This window comes from Actinokineospora spheciospongiae, assembly GCF_000564855.1.
In the GTDB taxonomy this organism is placed as follows: Bacteria; Actinomycetota; Actinomycetes; order Mycobacteriales; family Pseudonocardiaceae; genus Actinokineospora; species Actinokineospora spheciospongiae.
Map to the genome: position 1 here is coordinate 1 of NZ_AYXG01000070.1, position 17,226 is coordinate 17,226.

The following is a 17,226-nucleotide window of genomic DNA, read 5'->3' on the forward strand; positions in this document are numbered from 1 at the left end:
ATCCACCCACCCGGGCATTCGCTCGCCGGGCCGGCGGTTCTCGGGGTGGTCGGCCAGGCAAGCACTTCTACCCACCCGAGCATTTGCTGGCCGGGCCAGCGGTTTTCGGGGCGGTCGGTTGGGCCGCTGCGCTGGTGGGGTTCGCGGTGGCTGGTGGCCGGGTCGGCGGTTGGCGGGGTGGTTGGGTGGCTGGCCAAGCGCATCCACCCACCCGGGCGTTCGCTCGCCGGGTCGGCGGTTGGGTGGTGGCTGGTGGCTGCGCCCGGTGGGGGGCGTGGTGGCTGGTGGTCGGGTCTGCGAATGGCGTCGAGGCGGGTGGGGCCGCCGCCCCCGTGCTCGGGGGGCGGCGACCCGTTGGGGAGCCGCGTCCGGGGAAGCGAGTCGCGGCTCCGGTCCGTGCGTCAGCTCCCGGTGGTGCGGGCGGTGTCGTCGAGCACCACGCTGCCCGCGATCACGCCCGGGTTCTGACCCGTACCCCGGACCGTACGCACGACCACCGACAATTCCGCCACGATGGACCCATGCGCACCATCGACTGGCGCGGGGACCGCGTCGTGATCATCGACCAGACCCGGCTGCCGCACGACCTCGTCGTCGCCGAGTTGCGGACCGTGGACGAGCTCGTGGCCGCCATCACCTCCCTCGCCGTGCGCGGTGCCCCGGCGCTCGGGGTGGCCGGGGCGCTGGGGGTGGCGCTGGCCGTGCTGACCGCGCCCGACCGGGTCGAGGAGGAGGCGGCGAAGGTTCGCGCGGCGCGGCCGACGGCGGTCAACCTGGCCTGGGGTGTTGACCGGGCCCTCGCGCGCCTGCCCGAGGGGGGTGCCGCCGTGGTCGCCGAGGCGGTGGCCGTGCTGGAGGACGACGCGCGGTTGAACCGGGCGCTGGGTGAGCGGGGCGCGGACTGGCTGCTCGACCGGGTCGGTGGGCCGGTCGACGCGCTCACCCACTGCAACGCGGGTGCGCTGGCCTGCGTGGAGTGGGGCACCGCGCTGGGCGTGCTGCGCTCGCTGCACCTGCGCGGCGGCCTCGGCCACGTCTACGCCGACGAGACCCGGCCGCTGCTCCAGGGGGCCCGGATCACCGCCTGGGAGCTGGCGGGCCTGGGCGTGCCGCACACCGTCGTGGTCGACTCCGCCGGGCCGTCGGTGATCGCCAACGGGTTGGTGGGCGCCGTGGTGGTGGGCGCGGACCGGATCGCGGCCAACGGCGACGTGGTCAACAAGGTCGGCACGTACCCGCTGGCGCTGGCCGCGGCCAGGGCGGGCATCCCGTTCGTCGTCGCCGCGCCCGAGTCGACCGTCGACCTCGGCACCCCCGACGGCCGGTCGGTGGACATCGAGGTGCGCGACGAGGACGAGGTGCTCGGTTGGCGCGGTGAGCGGATCGCCCCGGCCGCCACCCGGGCGCTGAACTACGCCTTCGACGTGACCCCGGCCGACCTGGTCGCCGCGATCGTCACCGAGGCGCGGGTGGTCGAGCCCGCCTCGGGTTCGCTGTCGTAACCCGAATGCGCAGGCGAGAGCCTGGTCACTACCCTCTAGGGCACTGTTCCGGCCGTAGGGAGCCCCACCGTGATCACCAGGATGTCGTCGTTGTTCCTGCGCACCCTGCGCGAGGACCCGGCGGACGCCGAGGTGCCCAGCCACAAGCTGCTGGTGCGCGCCGGGTACGTCCGCCGCGTGGCGCCGGGCGGTTACACCTGGCTGCCGCTGGGGCTGCGCGTGTTCCGCAACGTCGAGCGCGTCGTCCGCGAGGAGATGGACGCCATGGGCGCGCAGGAGATCTCCTTCCCGGCGCTGCTGCCCAAGGAGCCCTACGAGGCGACGAACCGGTGGACCGAGTACGGCCCGAACCTGTTCCGGCTCAAGGACCGCAAGGGCGCGGACTACCTGCTCGGCCCCACCCACGAGGAGCTGTTCACGCTCACCGTGAAGGGCGAGTACGCCTCGTACAAGGACTACCCGGTCACGCTGTACCAGATCCAGACCAAGTACCGCGACGAGGCGCGGCCCCGGGCGGGCATCCTGCGCGGGCGCGAGTTCACCATGAAGGACTCCTACTCCTTCGACCTCACCGACGAGGGCCTGTCGGCCTCCTACCAGGCCCACCGCGACACCTACATCCGGATCTTCGACCGGCTCGGCCTGGAGTACGTGATCTGCTCGGCCACCTCGGGCGCCATGGGCGGCTCGGCGTCGGAGGAATTCCTGGCGGTGGCGCCCACCGGTGAGGACACCTTCGTCCGCAGCACCGACTCCGACTACGCCGCCAACGTCGAGGCCGTCGTCACCCCCGCCCCGCAGCCCCGGCCGCTGGAGGGCCTGCCCGAGGCGCAGGTGCACCACACGCCCGGCACCCCCACCATCGAGTCGCTGGTGGCCTTCCTCAACGGCGCGGACCTCGGCCGGGAGTTCACCGCGGCCGACACGCTCAAGAACGTCCTGCTCAAGACCCGCAAGCCCGGGGCCGAGGGCTGGGAACTGCTCGCCGTCGGCCTGCCCGGCGACCGCGAGGTGGACACCAAGCGGCTGGAGGCGGCGCTGGAGCCCGCCGAGGTCGCCATGCTCGACGACGCCGACTTCGCCCGCAACACCTTCCTGGTCAAGGGCTACATCGGCCCGAAGGCGCTGCTGGACAACGGCGTGCGCTACCTGGTCGACCCGCGCGTGGTCACCGGCACCGCCTGGGTGACCGGCGCGGACAAGGCCGAGCACCACGTGGTCGACCTGGTCGCGGGCCGCGACTTCATCCCCGACGGCACCATCGAGGCCGCCGAGGTGCGCGAGGGCGACCCGTCGCCGGACGGTCACGGCACCCTGGTCGCCGCGCGCGGCATCGAGATCGGCCACATCTTCCAGCTCGGCCGCAAGTACGCCGACGCCTTCAGCCTCGACGCCCTCGGCGCCGACTCCAAGCCCATCCGGATCACCATGGGCTCCTACGGCATCGGCGTCTCCCGGCTGGTCGCCGTGCTGGCCGAGCAGCAGCACGACGCGCAGGGCCTGTACTGGCCGCGCGAGGTCTCCCCGTACGACCTGCACCTGGTCGTGGCGGGCAAGGACGACGCGCTCAAGGCGGGCGGCGAGGACCTCGCGGCGAAGCTGGACGCCGCCGGGCTGTCGGTGCTGCTCGACGACCGCACCACCTCGCCCGGGGTGAAGTTCAAGGACGCCGAGCTGATCGGCGTCCCGACGATCGTCGTCGTCGGCCGCGGCCTGGCCAACGGCGTCGTCGAGGTCAAGGACCGCAAGTCCGGCGAGCGCGCGGAGGTCGCGGTGACCGACGTCGTCGAGCACCTCACCTCGCTGGTGCGCGGCTGACCCACAGCGCACGGGGGGGCCGGAATCCACTGTGGATTCCGGCCCCCGCGTCCGCTCAGCCCTCGTGGGGGCGGATGCTCTCGACCATCTTCGCCGCGGTCTCGGCGGGCAGCGCGTCGGACACGCCCTGGTCCTGGTACATCATGAACAGCGCGGTGTTCTCACCGTTCTTGAACGCCACGGCCGTGAACACCACGGTGGGGGAGGGGCACTCGCCGGGCTGGGTCACGGTGAGGGTCGCGGTCGCGGTGAACGCCTCGATCCTGCCCGCGTTGACCTTCGTCGGGGTCGCCTCGGTGACCGCCACCTGCGCCTTGGACCCGTCGGGGTTGAGCGCCGCGGAGTCGGCGAACAGCTTCACGCCGTTGCTCGCCGCCCTGGCGGGTTCGGTGGTCCCGGCCGTGACGAACCCGGCGCGGCCGCGGTAGGAGCCCTTCACCGACGTGCACGCGTCCGGCTTGTACGTGGTCACGCCGTGCATGACCGCGGTGGGCTTGCCGTCGTTGTCCTCGAAGCCGACGATCGTGCTCGGCGTCTCGACCTCCCAGTCCTTCGGGACGTCGTAGGCCACCTTCTCCTTGAACGACAGCACCCCCTGCCAGCCCGAGACCACCGAGTCGACCAGGATGTCCTCCACCTTCGTCGGGGTGGACGAAGTGGACGGTTGCCTCGAGGTCGTCCTCGGCGCGGAGGACGTGGTCTTCTGCCCGGAGGACGGCGGCGGGGGCGCGCTCGACGACGTGCCGGGGTCGGCGATCGGCTGCTCGTCGTCGCGGTTGACCAGGAACAGGGTCGTCACCCCGCCGATGGCCACCACCAGCACCACCACCGCCACGATGATCCACGGCGTCCGGTTCCCCCTGGGCGGCTCGGGCGGCTGGTACATGCCGAAACCCTTGTACCCACCGGGTTGCTGCGGTTGCTGTGGGTGACCCTGCTGGTGGTACGGCGAGGGTTGGCCGGTCATCGGGTCCACTTGGTACTGCGGGTGCGGCTCCTGCCAGTACGGACCCCCTGGGGTGCTCATGCCCCAGACGGTAGTTGACCGTCCCGCGTACCGGCGGGCGAACCTGCCCATCCGAGCAGCGCGGCGACCACGGCCCCGGTGTCGGACAGGTCCGCCAGCACCACGTCGGCGCCCGCCGCGGCCAGCTCCGCGGCGCTGTCGCGCCCGGTCGCCACCCCCACCGCGACCACCCCGTGGTGCCGGGCGCCCACCACGTCGTGGGTGGTGTCGCCGACGACCACCACCCGGTCCGCGGCGAACCGGGTGCCGTACTTCGCCTCCGCTGCCGCCCGCGCGGCGGCCACCAGCACGTGCCGGTCGGCCGAGAGCGCGCCGTAGCCGCCGACCTCGAGGTCCAGGTGGTGGTGCGGCAGCAGCGGGGCCAGCTTGCAGGCGGCCAGCTCCGGCAGGTTCCCGGTGACCAGCGTCTGCACCACCTCCGGCCGCCCGGCCAGGGCGGCGACGACCGCGGCGGCCCCGGGCAGCGCCCGGCCGCGCTCGGCCATGGTGGCCCGCCCCGCCTCGGCGATCGAGACCAGCTCGGCGTGCACCCGCCGCACGTGCTCCTCGGTCCAGGCGGCCCCGTGCGCCTCCAGCAGCTCCACGGTGATGCCGCGCTCGGTGCGGCCCGCGAACGCGGGCACGTGCACCAGGTCGATGCCCAGCACGGTCACCAGCGCCTCGGCGTACCAGGCGCGACCGAGCCCGCGGTAGTCCACGAGCGTCTGGTCGACGTCCCACAGGACGAGGGTGGTCGGCGGTGTCACCCGGTCATCGTGACACGGGAATCAGGGGAGCACGGCGATCAGGGGATCGGGCGCGCGCTGTCGGCGACGGCCAGCAGGGCGGCCCGGTCGACCGGCGGCGGGTCGGCGGGCCCGCCCTCGGTGTCCCCGTTGACCACGACGAACCGCAGCCCGTCGGCGACCCGCAGCACGGTGACCACCACCAGGCCCCTGGTGCTCAGGCACGCGCTGCCGGAGGTGGTGACGGTCGCCTCGACCTGCACGCCGTCGACCCCCGCACCGCCGTCCCCGGTGCGCTTGACGGCCTTGGGGGTGCCCACGGACACCTCCAGGCCGCTGGCCCCGGTGTACCCATCGGTGCCCACCGCGTGCGCGATGTCGCTGGCCACTTTGTTGATCTCCCCGGCGGGCGCGGTGCCGCTCCCGGCGAAGCCCCGGCTGTAGTCGCGGCCCTCGCAGGCGTACTCGCCCGACCCGGCCAGGGCGGAGATGCTCAACCCGGACATCGACGGCAGCGTGATCGGGTCCCCGCCCGAGGCCACCCACCCGTCGGGCACCGTGTAGGCGACGTGCGCGTCCTCGTTGGCCACCACCTCGCCCGGCGGGGCCTCGGTGGTCGGTTGCGCGGTCGTGGTCGGGCCGGTCGTCGGCCCCGGTCCGCCGCCGTCATCGCCCCGGTTCAGCAGCACCACCGCCACCACCGCACCCACGATCACGACCACGGCGGCCACCGCGACAGCCGCGATCCGCCCGGTGCGCCGCGGCGGCGGTGGCTCGTCGAACAGCCCGAGGCCCTGGTACTGCCCACCCGGATAGGTCACGGCCCGACGGTATCGCCCCGCCGGTCACCGCCCGCGCTCATCCGCGCGGTCGAACGCTGTCCGTTATCGCCCGCAGGTCCCCGGCCTCCACCGTGTCCGGCCCCAACGCCTCACCCGGCACCGTGTCCGCCCCCAGCACCACCACCGACGTCCCCACCCCGGTCGCCAGCGCCACCACGACCACCGTCCCCCGCACCCCGGCGCACGCGTCGGCGCTGTCGGTGGTGGTCTCCGCGTCCGCGCGCACCACACTCCCGCGCACCCCGTCCCGCACCACCGGGGTCGCCCGCGACAGGGTCACCCGCGCGGTCTGGTTGGCGTCGCTGTACTGGTCGGCGGCGATCGCGGCGGCCAACTCGGCGGCGGCGTCGGCGGGCACCCCCTCGGCCACCCCGCTGCCGCTGAACGCCCGCCCGTACTCCGCCCCCTGGCAGGTGTAGGTCCCGAAGTCGGCCAGGTGCCCCAACCGCACCCCGTTGGACGACTCCAGCGATTCGGTGTCCTCGGCCAGCGCCCACTCCGGGGGCAGCTCGTAGGTGAGCTGCGCCTGCCCGTCGACCACCACCTGCCACCCCGGGTTGCGCGCCTCCTCCGAGGCGGCCTCCCGCGTCCGCGTGGAGGACACGGAGGTCGCACTCGGCAGGTCCGCCGGGTCGTCGGTGGCGGACCCGAACACCCCCACGGCCACGAACGCGGAGGCGACCAGCACCAGTGCCGTCGCCCCCACCGCAAGCCGCCTGCCCACCACCGGCACGACGTTAACGCAGCCCGGCTCACCCGTTGGAACAACCTGGCCCCACTCCCGGAGCCGCCCGGCACCCCGCTCGCCTCCTCGGATGAGGGGGTTCTGAACTCGAAGGAGGAGGCGGTCGAGTGGGCCGAGCGGGTCCCCGCGGTCCGCGGGTCCAGGATCGAGGTCCGGCGGGTGCCCGGGGACGACGAGGTCCCGCAGGACAACCGGTGAGCGCCGGGGAACGGACCCGGCGCCGGGACGCGAGGCGGGTCTGATGGGTGCGGTCGACGTCGGGGCCGTGTGGCGGGTCGAGTCGGCGCGGATCGTCGCCGCGCTGACCCGGTTCACCGGCGACTTCGGGCCGGCCGAGGACGCGGCCCAGGAGGCGGTGGCCGAGGCGCTGGCGTCGTGGCCGCTCACCCCTCCGGCCAACCCGGCGGGCTGGCTGATGGCCACGGCCCGGCGGCGGGCCATCGACGCGATCCGCCGTCGCAGCGCCCTGGAGGACCGGTACGCGCTGCCGGCCCCCGACCCGGCGGTCGACGGGGAACCCGACCCCGACCGCATCGACGGCATCGACGGCATCGAGGACGACGTCCTGGCGCTGGTGTTCACCAGTTGCCACCCGGTGCTCCCCCGCGAGGCGCGGGTGGCGCTGACCCTGCGCGTGGTCGGCGGCCTGTCCAGCGAGGAGGTCGCCCGCGCGTTCCTGGTGCCCGTGCCGACCGTGCGGGCCCGCGTCACCCGGGCCAAGAAGGCGATCGCGGCGGCCGGGGTGCCGTTCGAGCTGCCGCCCGCCCGCGAGCGCCGGGAGCGGCTGGGCGGTGTGCTCAGCGTCCTCCACGCGATCTTCACCGAGGGGTCGACGGCCACCTCGGGCGACCGGCTGCTGCGCCCCGACGTCGCGCACGAGGCGATCCGGCTGGTCCGCGCGCCTGCCGCGGTGCAGCCGGACGAACCCGAGGTGCGCGGCCTGCTCGCGTTGTGCGAGCTGACGGCCGCGCGCTTGCCGGCCCGGACCGACCCGGACGGCTCGCCGGTCCTGCTGGAGCACCAGGACCGGCGGCTGTGGGACCTCCCGGCGATCCACCGCGGCCTGGCCGCCCTGGCCGCGGCCTCGGCCCCTACGGCCTCCAGGCCGCGATCGCGGCCACCCACGTGTCGGCGCCCTCGGTCGAGGCGACCGACTGGGACCGGGTCGTGCTGCTCTACCAGGCGCTCGGCCGGGTCGCGCCCTCACCGGTGGTGGATCTCAACCGGGCCGTCGCCGTGGCCATGGCCTCGGGTCCGGAGCGGGCACTGGTCATCGTGGACGAGCTGATCGCCTCGGGTGCGCTCCCCGGTTCGCACCTGGTCCCGACCGTGCGCGGGGAGCTGCTGGCCCGCCTCGGCAGGCGACCGGAAGCGCGTGCCGAACTGGAACTGGCCGCCCGGCTGTGCGCCAATCAACGCGAACGTTCAGTGTTGTTGCGCAAGGCCGCCGCGCTGGGCTGACCCCTCCGACCACGCGGTCACCGCCGACCTAACCGGCGAGGAAGCTCAACCGCACCCGCCGCACCGGGTTGTCGACGTTGGTGTCCACCAGGCAGATCGACTGCCACGTCCCCAGCGCCATCACCCCACCCAGCACCGGCACCGTCGCGTACGGCGGCACCAACCCGGGCAGCACGTGGTCGCGCCCGTGCCCCGGGGTCCCGTGCCGGTGCCGCCACCGGCTGTCGGCGGGCAGCAGTTCGCGCAGCGCGGCCAGCAGGTCCTCGTCGCTGCCCGCGCCGGTCTCGATGATCGCCAGCCCGGCCGTGGCGTGCGGCACCCACACGTGCAGCAGGCCGTCCCCGGCGTCGGCGTCGGACAGGAAGCGGGCGCAGCGGTCGGTGAGGTCGTGCACCACCTCCGCGCCGCCGGTGCGGATTTCGATCTCCTCGCTGTGCACGCGTCCACCGTAGGCTGTGGGGGTGCGCGCCGCCTTCGGAGAACACTTCGACGTCCCGTTCGGGTACCTCAACACCGCCAGCATCGGCATCCCGCCCGCCAGGGCCGCCGACGCCGTGGACAACGCCGTGCGCCGGTGGCGCTCGGGCGCGGCCAACCCGCCCGAGTTCGACGAGTCGGTGGCCGTGGCCCGCGCCGCCTGGGCCCGCCTGGTCGGGGTCGACGCCGGGTCGGTGGCGATCGGGTCCAACGTCGCGCAGTTGGTGTCGCTGGTCGCCTCGGGTGTCCCGGACGGGGCCCGCGTGCTGACCCTGCGCGGGGAGTTCACCAGCTTGACCTTCCCGTTCGCCGCCCGCGGCCTGGAGGTGGTCGAGGTCGGGCCGGAGGAGCTGGTGGCCAGGGCGCCGGAGTTCGACCTGGTGGCGGTCAGCGTCGTGCAGTCGGCGGACGGGGCCATCGCTGACCTGGAGGGGTTGCGGGCCGCGGGCACCAGGGTGCTGCTCGACGCCACGCAGGCCGTGGGCTGGCTGCCGCTGAGCCTGTCGTGGGCGGACTGGGTGGTCGGCACCTGCTACAAGTGGCTGCTCTCCCCGCGCGGGGCGGCGTGGTTGGCGGTCGGGGCGGGCGCCGCGGAGCTGACCCACCCGCTGGCGGCCAACTGGTACGCGGGGGAGGACCCGTGGCAGACCGTCTACGACCTGCCGCTGCGGCTCGCCGGGAACGCGCGCGCCTACGACCTGTCCCCGGTCTGGTTGGCCCACGTCGGCGCCGCCGAGTCGCTGACCTGGCTGGCCGGGCTGGACCTCGCCCGCGTCCGCGACCACTGCGTCGGCCTGGCCGATTCCCTGCTGACCGGTCTCGACCTGCCCCCGCGCGGTTCGGCGATCATCGCCCTGGACCTGCCCGGCGTCGCCGACCGCCTGGCCGCCGCGGGCATCCGCTGCGCCCAGCGCGCGGGCCGCTCCCGGCTGTCGTTCCACCTCTACAACACCCCCAAGGACGTCGACGCCGTGCTGGGCGCACTCTGAACTGGGGTTTTCGTCCTGTTCGTCGGCCGGTATCACACGGTCGGGGGACACCGATTACCGTGGGCAGCCGTGTCGGACCCCCAACAGCCAGGTCGCGGCCCGTGGCCAGGGCAGCACCCCCGCCAAGGCGAGACGGACTGGATTCCGCGGGTGCCCGCGGCCGAGCAGCCCGGTGACCCGTTCCGGTTCCAGCCCGAGCCCGCCCCGCCGCCCGGCAACCCGGCCCTGAACTGGGGCTTGCGCATCGCCGCCCTGGTCGCCATCGCCGTCATCTCCGGCCTGGTCTGGTCCTACGTCAGCGGCGACGACGACCCCTCCGGCACCGCGACCCCGACGACGCAGCAGACCCGCCCGAAGACGGAGGGCGTGTACCGGTTCGAGCCGTACAAGGACGTCCCCACGCCGCGCACCGACACCGACTGCGCCGCGCACGCCTACAGCAAGACCAAGACCTTCCTCGCCCAACCCGGCATCTGCACCAAGGTCGTGCAGGCCGTGTTCACCACCCGGGTCCAGGACCGCACGGTCCTGGTGGGCGTCGGCGTGCTGCACATGAGCGGCGCGGACAAGGCGGACGAACTGCGCCGCCTCACCGACCAGGACGGCACCGGCAACGTCAGCGACCTCGTGCGCGAGGGCGTGGTCAGCGCCCCGCCGCTGAAGTCGCTGAGCAACGGCCTCGGCTACGCCGCCCAGCAGAACCAGGCCGTGGTCGTCATCGTCGAAGCCGACTTCGCCCCCGTCAACGGCAAGTCCACCACCACCAAGGCCGACGAAGCCACCCTCGACAGCATCTGCGACGACGCCCTGCGCCTCGTCGAGGAGATCGACACCGGAGCCTGATCCCCACCCGCGCACGGGAAGCGGCGGCACGGGGGCACCCGAAGCCGCCCACAGCCCCGGTCAGCGCACCCCGCGCGACCTCACGGCTGGCCGGGGAACGACGGCGTGGCGGGCGAAACCCCGGCCACGATGCGCCACTTCGTCGCCCGCACCGCCTCCTCCGTCAGCGCCTGCGCCGCCGCCGCCCGCACGTCGGCGTCGTCGGTGCGGTCCAGGACGGCCCGCCACGCCACCGTCGCGTCCTGTTCGGCCGTGATCAGCAGCGCCAGCGCCGAGGCCTGGTCCGTCACCGGTTGCGGTGGCAGGTAGGCGGGTTCCGCCGCCCGGGGGGTCGCCCCGGAGGCGCCCAGCAGCCGTTCGGTCGCGTCCCGCCGGGCCCGGTGGGCCAGCGCGCCCACGTCGATGCCCGCGTCGAACGAGGCGGGCAGGAAGGCGCTGACCAGGCCGTAGACCCACACCGCCGCGTGCTCGGCGCCCAGGGCCGCCTGCACCGCGTCGAGGGTGTCGGAGGCCATCGGCGGCCGGGTGGCCGGGATGCCCGTCGGTTGGGCCGCCCCGGGCGGGACGGCGGTGGGGGCGTCGGCCCCGGGGTCTTCCTGCATCAGGCCAGCACCTCTCGCAGACTCGCGCAGGCCGCCCCGACCGAGGCGACCATCCCGGCGCGGTGGCGCGGCACCGCCGCCACGACCCCGCCCGCTTCCTTCTCCGCAGCCGTCAACCCGTCCACCAGCGCCGCCTTGGCCGCCGCCGGGTCCGCGGGTGCGGCGGGCGGGGCGGTGGCGGGGGTGGACGAGGGCGCCGTGGACGACGGCGGTCGCTCCCGGTCCACCTCAGCCTGCAACGCCGCCGCGTGCTCGCCGCGCACCCGGGCGACCTCCCCGGCGGGGGCGGCCAGCGCGGGCACCGCCGCCGCCACGGCCGTGGCCAGCGCCGCGTCGGCTCTGGCGCGGGCGGCGAGGGCGGCCAGCGGGTCCGGGGCCGGTGGGCCGTCCTCGGCGGTGCAGGCGGCGAGGACGGGGGCGGCCACCGCCCCGGCGGCGATGGCCCGGAGCACGGCGCGGCGGGTGAGTGGACTTCTCGTCACGGCCGGTCATCCTGCCAGGGGCGCCCGCGCGGCGCGGACGCCGCCGGATCATCGCCTGCGGCAACCGGCCCGGTGGGGTCGGGATACGCTAGGTGACCACGGTCGGCGCGGTACCGCCGACCGGCCGACAACCGCAGGACCGATCAGAACAGGGAGCGGCCGAGGTGGCCAACCAGGGACAGGGCGACACCCCCACGACAGGCGGGGGCGGGGGTGGCATCGATACCGCGCTGCGCCCCGTCGTCGCCGACGCCGTCGGCGCGGCGGGCTTCGAACTGGAGGAGCTCGACGTCTCCACCGCGGGCCGCAGGCGCCTGGTCCGGGTGATCATCGACAGTCTCGACGGGGACAACTCCGCCAACGCCGTCGGCCTGGACGAGGTCGCCAGGGTGAGCCGGGAGCTGGCCGCGGTGCTCGACGAGCACGACGCCGTCCTCGGCGGCCCGTACACGCTGGAGGTCACCTCCCCGGGCACCGACCGGCCGCTGACCCGCCCCCGGCACTGGAAGCGCAACCGGCTGCGGCTGGTGAAGGTCCGCCCCGTCGAGGGCGCGGAGTACCTCGGCCGGGTCGGCGACGCCGACGCCGAGGAGACCGGCGGGGTCACCCTGCTCGTGGACGGCGCCCCGCGCCGGGTCGGGTACGCCGAGGTGGCGCACGCGGTGGTCGAGGTGGAGTTCAAGCAGCCCCCCGCGGCTGAGCTGGCGATGCTCGATGGTCGGGCGTCCGAGGACGAGGAGGACGCGCGATGAACGTGGACATCGCCGCACTGCGGGCCATCGAGCGGGACAAGGAGATCCCGTTCGAGACGGTCATCGAGGCCATCGAGACCGCCCTGCTGACCGCGTACAAGCACACCGAGGGCCACCAGCCGCGCGCCCGCATCGACATCGACCGCCGCACCGGCCTGGTCCGGGTGCTGGCCTCGACCCTCGGCGAGGACGGCGAGGTCGCCGAGGAGTGGGACGACACCCCGGAGGGCTTCGGCCGGATCGCGGCCACCACCGCCCGCCAGGTCATCCTGCAGCGGCTGCGCGACGCCGAGCACGAGCGCACCTTCGGCGAGTTCGCCGCCAAGGAGGGCGAGATCATCGCCGGGGTGGTGCAGCGCGACACCCGGGCCAACTCCCGGGGCATGGTCATCGTCGGGATCGGCGACACCGAGGGCGTGATCCCGCAGGTCGAGCAGGTGCCGGGGGAGCCGTACGAGCACGGCACCCGGATCAAGTGCTTCGTCGTCGGGGTGGCGCGGGGAACACGCGGGCCGCAGATCACGTTGTCCAGGACGCACCCCAACCTCGTGCGCAGGCTCTTCGCGCTCGAGGTGCCCGAGATCGCCGACGGCACCGTCGAGATCCCGGCGGTGGCGCGTGAGGCAGGTCACCGCTCCAAGATCGCGGTCCGCTCCACCGTCGCGGGCGTCAACGCCAAGGGCGCCTGCATCGGCCCGATGGGCGCGCGGGTGCGCAACGTGATGAGCGAGCTGGCGGGCGAGAAGATCGACATCATCGACTGGTCCCCGGACCCGGCGACGTTCGTCGGCAACGCACTCTCACCTGCGAAGGTCGTCTCGGTGACGGTCGTCGACGAGAAGGCCAAGACCGCCCGGGTGGTGGTGCCGGACTTCCAGCTCTCGCTGGCCATCGGCAAGGAGGGGCAGAACGCCCGCCTGGCCGCGCGGCTGACCGGCTGGCGGATCGACATCCGCAGCGACGCGGCGGCGGAGGCGCAGGCGGCACCGGTATCCGGTTCTGCCGACTGAGCCGGACGGGATAGACTTCTGGTGGTTCATCGTCAGATGCGCGCTCCCGACGGCGTCGGCGCCGCGGAACCCGCCCCCCGGGGCGGTGACCGCCCGGTGCGGACGTGCGTCGGGTGCCGGGTCCGGGCGGCGGACACGGAACTGTTGCGAGTGGTTCTCGCGGCCGGGGAGGCGATCCCCGACCCGAGGCGCCGGATGCCGGGCCGGGGTGCGTGGCTGCACCCCGACGAGCGGTGTCTGGCCAAGGCCGAGAAGCGGCGGGCGTTCCCCAGGGCCTTGCGGTCCGCGGGCGCGGTCGGTGTCGAAGCCCTGCGCGCGGAGTTGGCGCGCCGGGGCGGGCTCGGCGGTGGAATCGGTGCGGGAGAACCCCGCCCCGTGGAAGGAAACAGGAAGCAGGTCGACCCGTCATGAGTCAGCCGTGAAGCTGAAGACATGAACGCGCGACGATAGGACGAGGTCGACGGTACTTGCCGCCGGCCTCATCAGACGAGGAGAGCAGTGGCAGGCAAGGCCCGTGTGCACGAGCTGGCTAAGGAGCTCGGAGTCACCAGCAAGGATGTACTCGCCAAGTTGAAGGACCTCGGTGAGTTCGTGAAGTCCGCGTCCTCCACCGTGGAGGCGCCGGTAGCCCGCAGGTTGCGGGATGCCTACCCCGGCAAGGGCGGGAGCGAGGCCAAGTCCGGCCCGCGCCCCGGCCCGAGGCCGGCCCCGCGCCCGCCGACACCGCGTCCCGAGCCCAGCGCTCCGGCCGCCGCGGCGAGCACCCCGACCGCACCCAGTGCCCCGGCGCAGCAGGCGACCCCGCCCGCTGCCCCCGGCTTCCGACCGGGCACGCCCGGACCCCGGCCGGGCCCCAAGCCCGCGCCGCGTCCCGAGCAGCCCGCACCGCAGCAGGAGCAGCGCCCCGCCGCCGCGGCGGCCCCCGCGCCCGCTCCGGCCCGGCCCGCGCAGTCGACCCCGTCGACCCCGCAGGCCCCGGCCCCGGGCAAGCCCGGCCCCAAGCCCGCCGAGCAGCGCCCGGCCGCCGCCCAGCAGGGTGGCGCGACGGTCCCGCCGCGGACGCAGTCCCCCAAGCCCGGTCCGCGCGCGCCGCGTCCCGGCAACAACCCCTTCGGCGTCGGCGGCGGCACTCCCGCCCCGCGCCCCGGCGCACCCCGGCCCGGCGGCCAGGGTGGTCCCGGTGGTCAGGGTGCCCCCGGCGGCGACCGCCCGGCCCGGCCCGGCGAGGGGCGCCCGGCGGGCGCTCCGCGCGGTGACCGCGCGCCCGGCGGACCCCGTCCGGCCGGTGGCCCGAACCCGGGCAACATGCCGCCCCGGCCCAACCCCGGCATGATGCCGCCCCGCCCGGCCCGCCCGGCCGGTGGCGGTCGCGGTGGACCCGGTGGTGGCCCCGGCGGCCCGCGTGGCGGCCCCGGTGGCGCGCCCCGCGGCGGTCCCGGTGGCGCGGGCGGTGGCTTCCGCGGCGGCCCCGGTGGCGGCGGCGGTGGCGGTGGCTTCCGCCCCGGTGGTGGCGGCGGTGCCGGTGCCGGTGGCGGTTTCCGCCCCGGTGGCGGTGGCGGTGCCCCGGCCGGTGGTGGTGGCTTCCGCGGTGGCGGTGGTCGCCCCGGTGGTGGCGGCGGTCGCGGCGGTGCCGCGGGCGCGTTCGGCCGCCCCGGTGGTCCTTCGCGGCGTGGGCGCAAGTCCAAGCGGCAGAAGCGCCAGGAGTACATGGACAACATGCAGGCGCCCAGCGTCGGCGGTGTCCGCCTCCCCAAGGGCAGCGGAGAGGTCATCCGGCTGGCCCGGGGCTCCTCGCTGACCGACTTCGCCGACAAGATTAACGCCAACCCGGCCTCGCTGGTGCAGGTGCTGTTCCACCTCGGTGAGATGGTCACCGCGACCCAGTCGGTCTCCGACGAGGTCCTGGAGCTGCTCGGCACGGAGATGAACTACACCGTGCAGGTCGTGTCCCCCGAGGAGGAGGACCGCGAGCTGCTCGACTCGTTCAAGATCAGCTATGGCGAGGACTCCGGCGACGAGGACGACCTGCAGGCGCGCCCGCCGGTCGTGACCGTCATGGGTCACGTCGACCACGGTAAGACCCGCCTGCTCGACACGATCCGCAAGACGACCGTGCACGAGGGCGAGGCCGGTGGCATCACCCAGCACATCGGTGCCTACCAGGTCGCGACGGCCCTCGAGGGCCGCGAGCGGCTGATCACCTTCATCGACACCCCGGGTCACGAGGCGTTCACCGCCATGCGAGCCCGTGGTGCGCAGGCCACCGACATCGCCGTGATCGTGGTCGCGGCCGACGACGGTGTCATGCCGCAGACGGTGGAGGCGATCAACCACGCGCAGGCCGCGGGTGTGCCGGTCGTGGTGGCGATCAACAAGATCGACAAGGAGGGTGCCAACCCTCAGAAGATCCGCCAGCAGCTCACCGAGTACGGGCTGGTCGCCGAGGAGTACGGCGGCGACACCATGTTCGTCGACATCTCGGCGAAGCAGGGCACCAACATCGACGGGCTGCTCGAGGCGATCCTGCTGACCGCGGACGCGGCGCTGGACCTGCGGGCCAACCCCGACATGGAGGCCCAGGGCGTGGCCATCGAGGCGCACCTCGACCGCGGTCGCGGTCCGGTCGCCACGGTGCTGGTGCAGCGCGGCACGCTGCGCGTCGGCGACTCCATCGTCGCGGGCGACGCCTACGGCCGCGTGCGCCGCATGGTCGACGAGTTCAACGAGGACATCACCGAGGCGACCCCGTCGCGCCCGGTCCAGGTCATCGGCTTCACGTCGGTGCCCGGGGCGGGCGACACGTTCCTGGTCGTCGAGGAGGACCGGACCGCCCGGCAGATCGCCGAGCGCCGGGCCGCCAGGAACCGGGCCGCGCAGAACGCGCAGAAGCGCAAGCGCATCAGCCTGGAGGACCTCGACGCCGCGCTGAAGGAGACCAGCCAGCTCAACCTGATCATCAAGGGTGACAACTCCGGTACCGTCGAGGCACTGGAGGACGCGCTCACGAAGATCGACGTCGGCGACGAGGTCGAGCTGCGGGTCATCCACCGCGGCGTCGGCGGCATCACCGAGGGCGACATCAACCTGGCGATCGCGGACAACATCATCGTGATCGGCTTCAACGTCCGCGCGGAGGGCAAGGCCACCGAACTGGCCAACCGCGAGGGCATCGATGTCCGCTACTACTCGGTGATCTACCAGGCGATCGACGAGATCGAGGCGGCCCTCAAGGGCATGCTCAAGCCGATCTACGAGGAGGTGGAGCTCGGCCGCGCCGAGGTCCGCGACATGTTCAAGTCCTCCAAGGTCGGTACGATCGCCGGTTGCATGGTGCTCTCCGGTGAGATCCGGCGGAACTCCAAGGCCCGCCTCATCCGCGACAGCGTCGTGGTGCAGGAAGGCCTGCCGATCAGCTCGCTGCGCCGGTTCAAGGACGACGCCGTCGAGGTCCGCGAGGGCTTCGAGTGCGGTCTGACGCTCGGGTCCTACAACGACCTGCGCGTCGGCGACATCATCGAGACCTACGAGATGCGCGAGAAGCCGCGCGCGTAGTCGGTCGACCCCGGGTGGCGCTCCGGCGCCACCCGGGGTCTCCTCGCCCTGTCCTCCACGAGCACACCCACGGTGATGTCACTTTGTTCGTCGGCGCCCTCGAGCTTGATGTCCTGCTCGGTGATGTCCACTCCCTCAAGGAGAAGCGCTCCGCGGTGCGGCCCGTCGTGGCCGAGCTGCGCAAGCGCTTCGACGTCGCGGTCTCCGAAGCCGGGCACCTCGACCTGCACCGCCGCGCCCTGATCGGGGTGGCGGCGGTCGCCGCCGAGTCCGGCCACGTCGGCGAGGTGCTCGACGCCTGCGAGCGGCTGGTGGCCGGTCGACCGGAACTGGAACTGCTCTCGGCCCGGCGCAGGCTGCTCGGACCGGAAGACGACTGACCCGTACGAGAAAGAAAGA

The 17,226-nt window shown here is 74.1% G+C and carries 17 protein-coding genes and 2 pseudogenes; 11 read left to right on the forward strand and 8 right to left on the reverse strand.

Annotated elements, in window-relative coordinates:
• Positions 1–521: 521 nt before the first annotated feature.
• Entirely contained in the window at positions 522–1,502 is a 981-nt protein-coding gene (mtnA, locus tag UO65_RS08955; protein ID WP_035280583.1) for an S-methyl-5-thioribose-1-phosphate isomerase, read from the forward strand.
• Positions 1,503–1,571: 69 nt separating this feature from the next.
• Positions 1,572–3,320 carry a proline--tRNA ligase gene (locus UO65_RS08960; RefSeq protein ID WP_035280586.1) on the forward strand — a complete coding sequence of 583 codons (1,749 nt, stop codon included), beginning with the start codon at positions 1,572–1,574 and terminating at the stop codon, positions 3,318–3,320.
• 55 nt (positions 3,321–3,375) lie between these two features.
• Here the strand turns inward: UO65_RS08960 and UO65_RS08965 are convergent, their stop codons facing one another.
• From UO65_RS08965 to UO65_RS37270, 4 genes are read right to left on the reverse strand one after another with little or no spacing between them, the layout of a single operon-like run.
• The gene (locus UO65_RS08965; protein ID WP_152552025.1) at positions 3,376–4,347 is read right to left on the reverse strand and encodes a hypothetical protein; all 972 of its coding nucleotides are present in this window, start codon (positions 4,345–4,347) and stop codon (positions 3,376–3,378) included.
• Positions 4,344–5,093, reverse strand: a complete 750-nt coding sequence (locus tag UO65_RS08970; protein WP_035280588.1) for an HAD family hydrolase — start codon at positions 5,091–5,093, stop codon at positions 4,344–4,346. Before UO65_RS08970 ends, UO65_RS08965 begins: the two co-directional genes overlap by 4 nt.
• A gap of 38 nt (positions 5,094–5,131) precedes the next feature.
• Positions 5,132–5,893, reverse strand: coding sequence for a hypothetical protein (locus UO65_RS36660; protein WP_035280590.1), 762 nt, complete (start codon positions 5,891–5,893; stop codon positions 5,132–5,134).
• A gap of 37 nt (positions 5,894–5,930) precedes the next feature.
• Positions 5,931–6,641, reverse strand: coding sequence for a hypothetical protein (locus UO65_RS37270; RefSeq protein WP_181399999.1), 711 nt, complete (start codon positions 6,639–6,641; stop codon positions 5,931–5,933).
• A gap of 105 nt (positions 6,642–6,746) precedes the next feature.
• On the opposite strand from UO65_RS37270, the pseudogene UO65_RS38940 reads away from it, so the two are divergent.
• A pseudogene (locus UO65_RS38940) lies at positions 6,747–6,857 on the forward strand (YciI family protein); the annotation flags it as partial.
• 43 nt (positions 6,858–6,900) lie between these two features.
• Positions 6,901–8,120: pseudogene (locus tag UO65_RS08985) on the forward strand (RNA polymerase sigma factor).
• Between the two features lie 28 nt (positions 8,121–8,148).
• Here the strand turns inward: UO65_RS08985 and UO65_RS08990 are convergent.
• Positions 8,149–8,559 carry a secondary thiamine-phosphate synthase enzyme YjbQ gene (locus tag UO65_RS08990; protein WP_035280592.1) on the reverse strand — a complete coding sequence of 137 codons (411 nt, stop codon included), beginning with the start codon at positions 8,557–8,559 and terminating at the stop codon, positions 8,149–8,151.
• Between the two features lie 22 nt (positions 8,560–8,581).
• On the opposite strand from UO65_RS08990, the gene UO65_RS08995 reads away from it, so the two are divergent.
• Together UO65_RS08995 and UO65_RS09000 are read left to right on the forward strand one after the other, a co-directional pair.
• Positions 8,582–9,586: an aminotransferase class V-fold PLP-dependent enzyme gene (locus tag UO65_RS08995; RefSeq protein WP_035280636.1), complete on the forward strand. Its 1,005-nt coding sequence runs from the start codon at positions 8,582–8,584 to the stop codon at positions 9,584–9,586.
• Positions 9,587–9,655: 69 nt separating this feature from the next.
• Positions 9,656–10,429, forward strand: coding sequence for a hypothetical protein (locus UO65_RS09000; protein WP_152552027.1), 774 nt, complete (start codon positions 9,656–9,658; stop codon positions 10,427–10,429).
• An 80-nt stretch (positions 10,430–10,509) separates the two neighbouring features.
• On the opposite strand, the gene UO65_RS37275 is transcribed toward UO65_RS09000, so the two are convergent.
• Both UO65_RS37275 and UO65_RS37280 read right to left on the reverse strand, forming a co-directional pair.
• Positions 10,510–11,031: a ferritin-like domain-containing protein gene (locus UO65_RS37275; RefSeq protein WP_233427495.1), complete on the reverse strand. Its 522-nt coding sequence runs from the start codon at positions 11,029–11,031 to the stop codon at positions 10,510–10,512.
• Positions 11,031–11,513 (reverse strand): hypothetical protein, encoded by a 483-nt coding sequence (locus UO65_RS37280; protein ID WP_035280595.1) that lies wholly within the window; start codon positions 11,511–11,513, stop codon positions 11,031–11,033. The genes UO65_RS37275 and UO65_RS37280 overlap by 1 nt, the downstream gene beginning before the upstream one ends.
• Positions 11,514–11,731: 218 nt before the next feature.
• On the opposite strand from UO65_RS37280, the gene rimP reads away from it, so the two are divergent.
• From rimP to infB, 4 genes are all read left to right on the forward strand, one after another.
• On the forward strand, positions 11,732–12,265 hold the full coding sequence (rimP, locus tag UO65_RS09015; protein WP_035280640.1) for a ribosome maturation factor RimP: 534 nt from the start codon (positions 11,732–11,734) through the stop codon (positions 12,263–12,265).
• A complete protein-coding gene (nusA, locus tag UO65_RS09020; RefSeq protein ID WP_035280597.1) occupies positions 12,262–13,275 on the forward strand; it encodes a transcription termination factor NusA in 1,014 nt (337 codons plus the stop codon). Before rimP ends, nusA begins: the two co-directional genes overlap by 4 nt.
• 36 nt (positions 13,276–13,311) lie before the next feature.
• Positions 13,312–13,686, forward strand: a complete 375-nt coding sequence (locus UO65_RS09025) for a YlxR family protein (protein ID WP_052020940.1) — start codon at positions 13,312–13,314, stop codon at positions 13,684–13,686.
• A gap of 87 nt (positions 13,687–13,773) precedes the next feature.
• Positions 13,774–16,827: a translation initiation factor IF-2 gene (gene infB / locus UO65_RS09030; protein WP_035280600.1), complete on the forward strand. Its 3,054-nt coding sequence runs from the start codon at positions 13,774–13,776 to the stop codon at positions 16,825–16,827.
• Here infB and UO65_RS37285 read toward each other — a convergent pair.
• Positions 16,797–16,958: a hypothetical protein gene (locus UO65_RS37285; protein ID WP_200873346.1), complete on the reverse strand. Its 162-nt coding sequence runs from the start codon at positions 16,956–16,958 to the stop codon at positions 16,797–16,799. The genes infB and UO65_RS37285 overlap by 31 nt on opposite strands.
• Here UO65_RS37285 and UO65_RS09035 point away from each other — a divergent pair.
• Complete coding sequence (locus UO65_RS09035; protein WP_035280603.1) at positions 16,911–17,207, forward strand: DUF503 domain-containing protein; 297 nt, start codon at positions 16,911–16,913, stop codon at positions 17,205–17,207. The two genes, UO65_RS37285 and UO65_RS09035, sit on opposite strands and share 48 nt — an antisense overlap.
• The last annotated feature ends 19 nt before the right edge of the window (positions 17,208–17,226 follow it).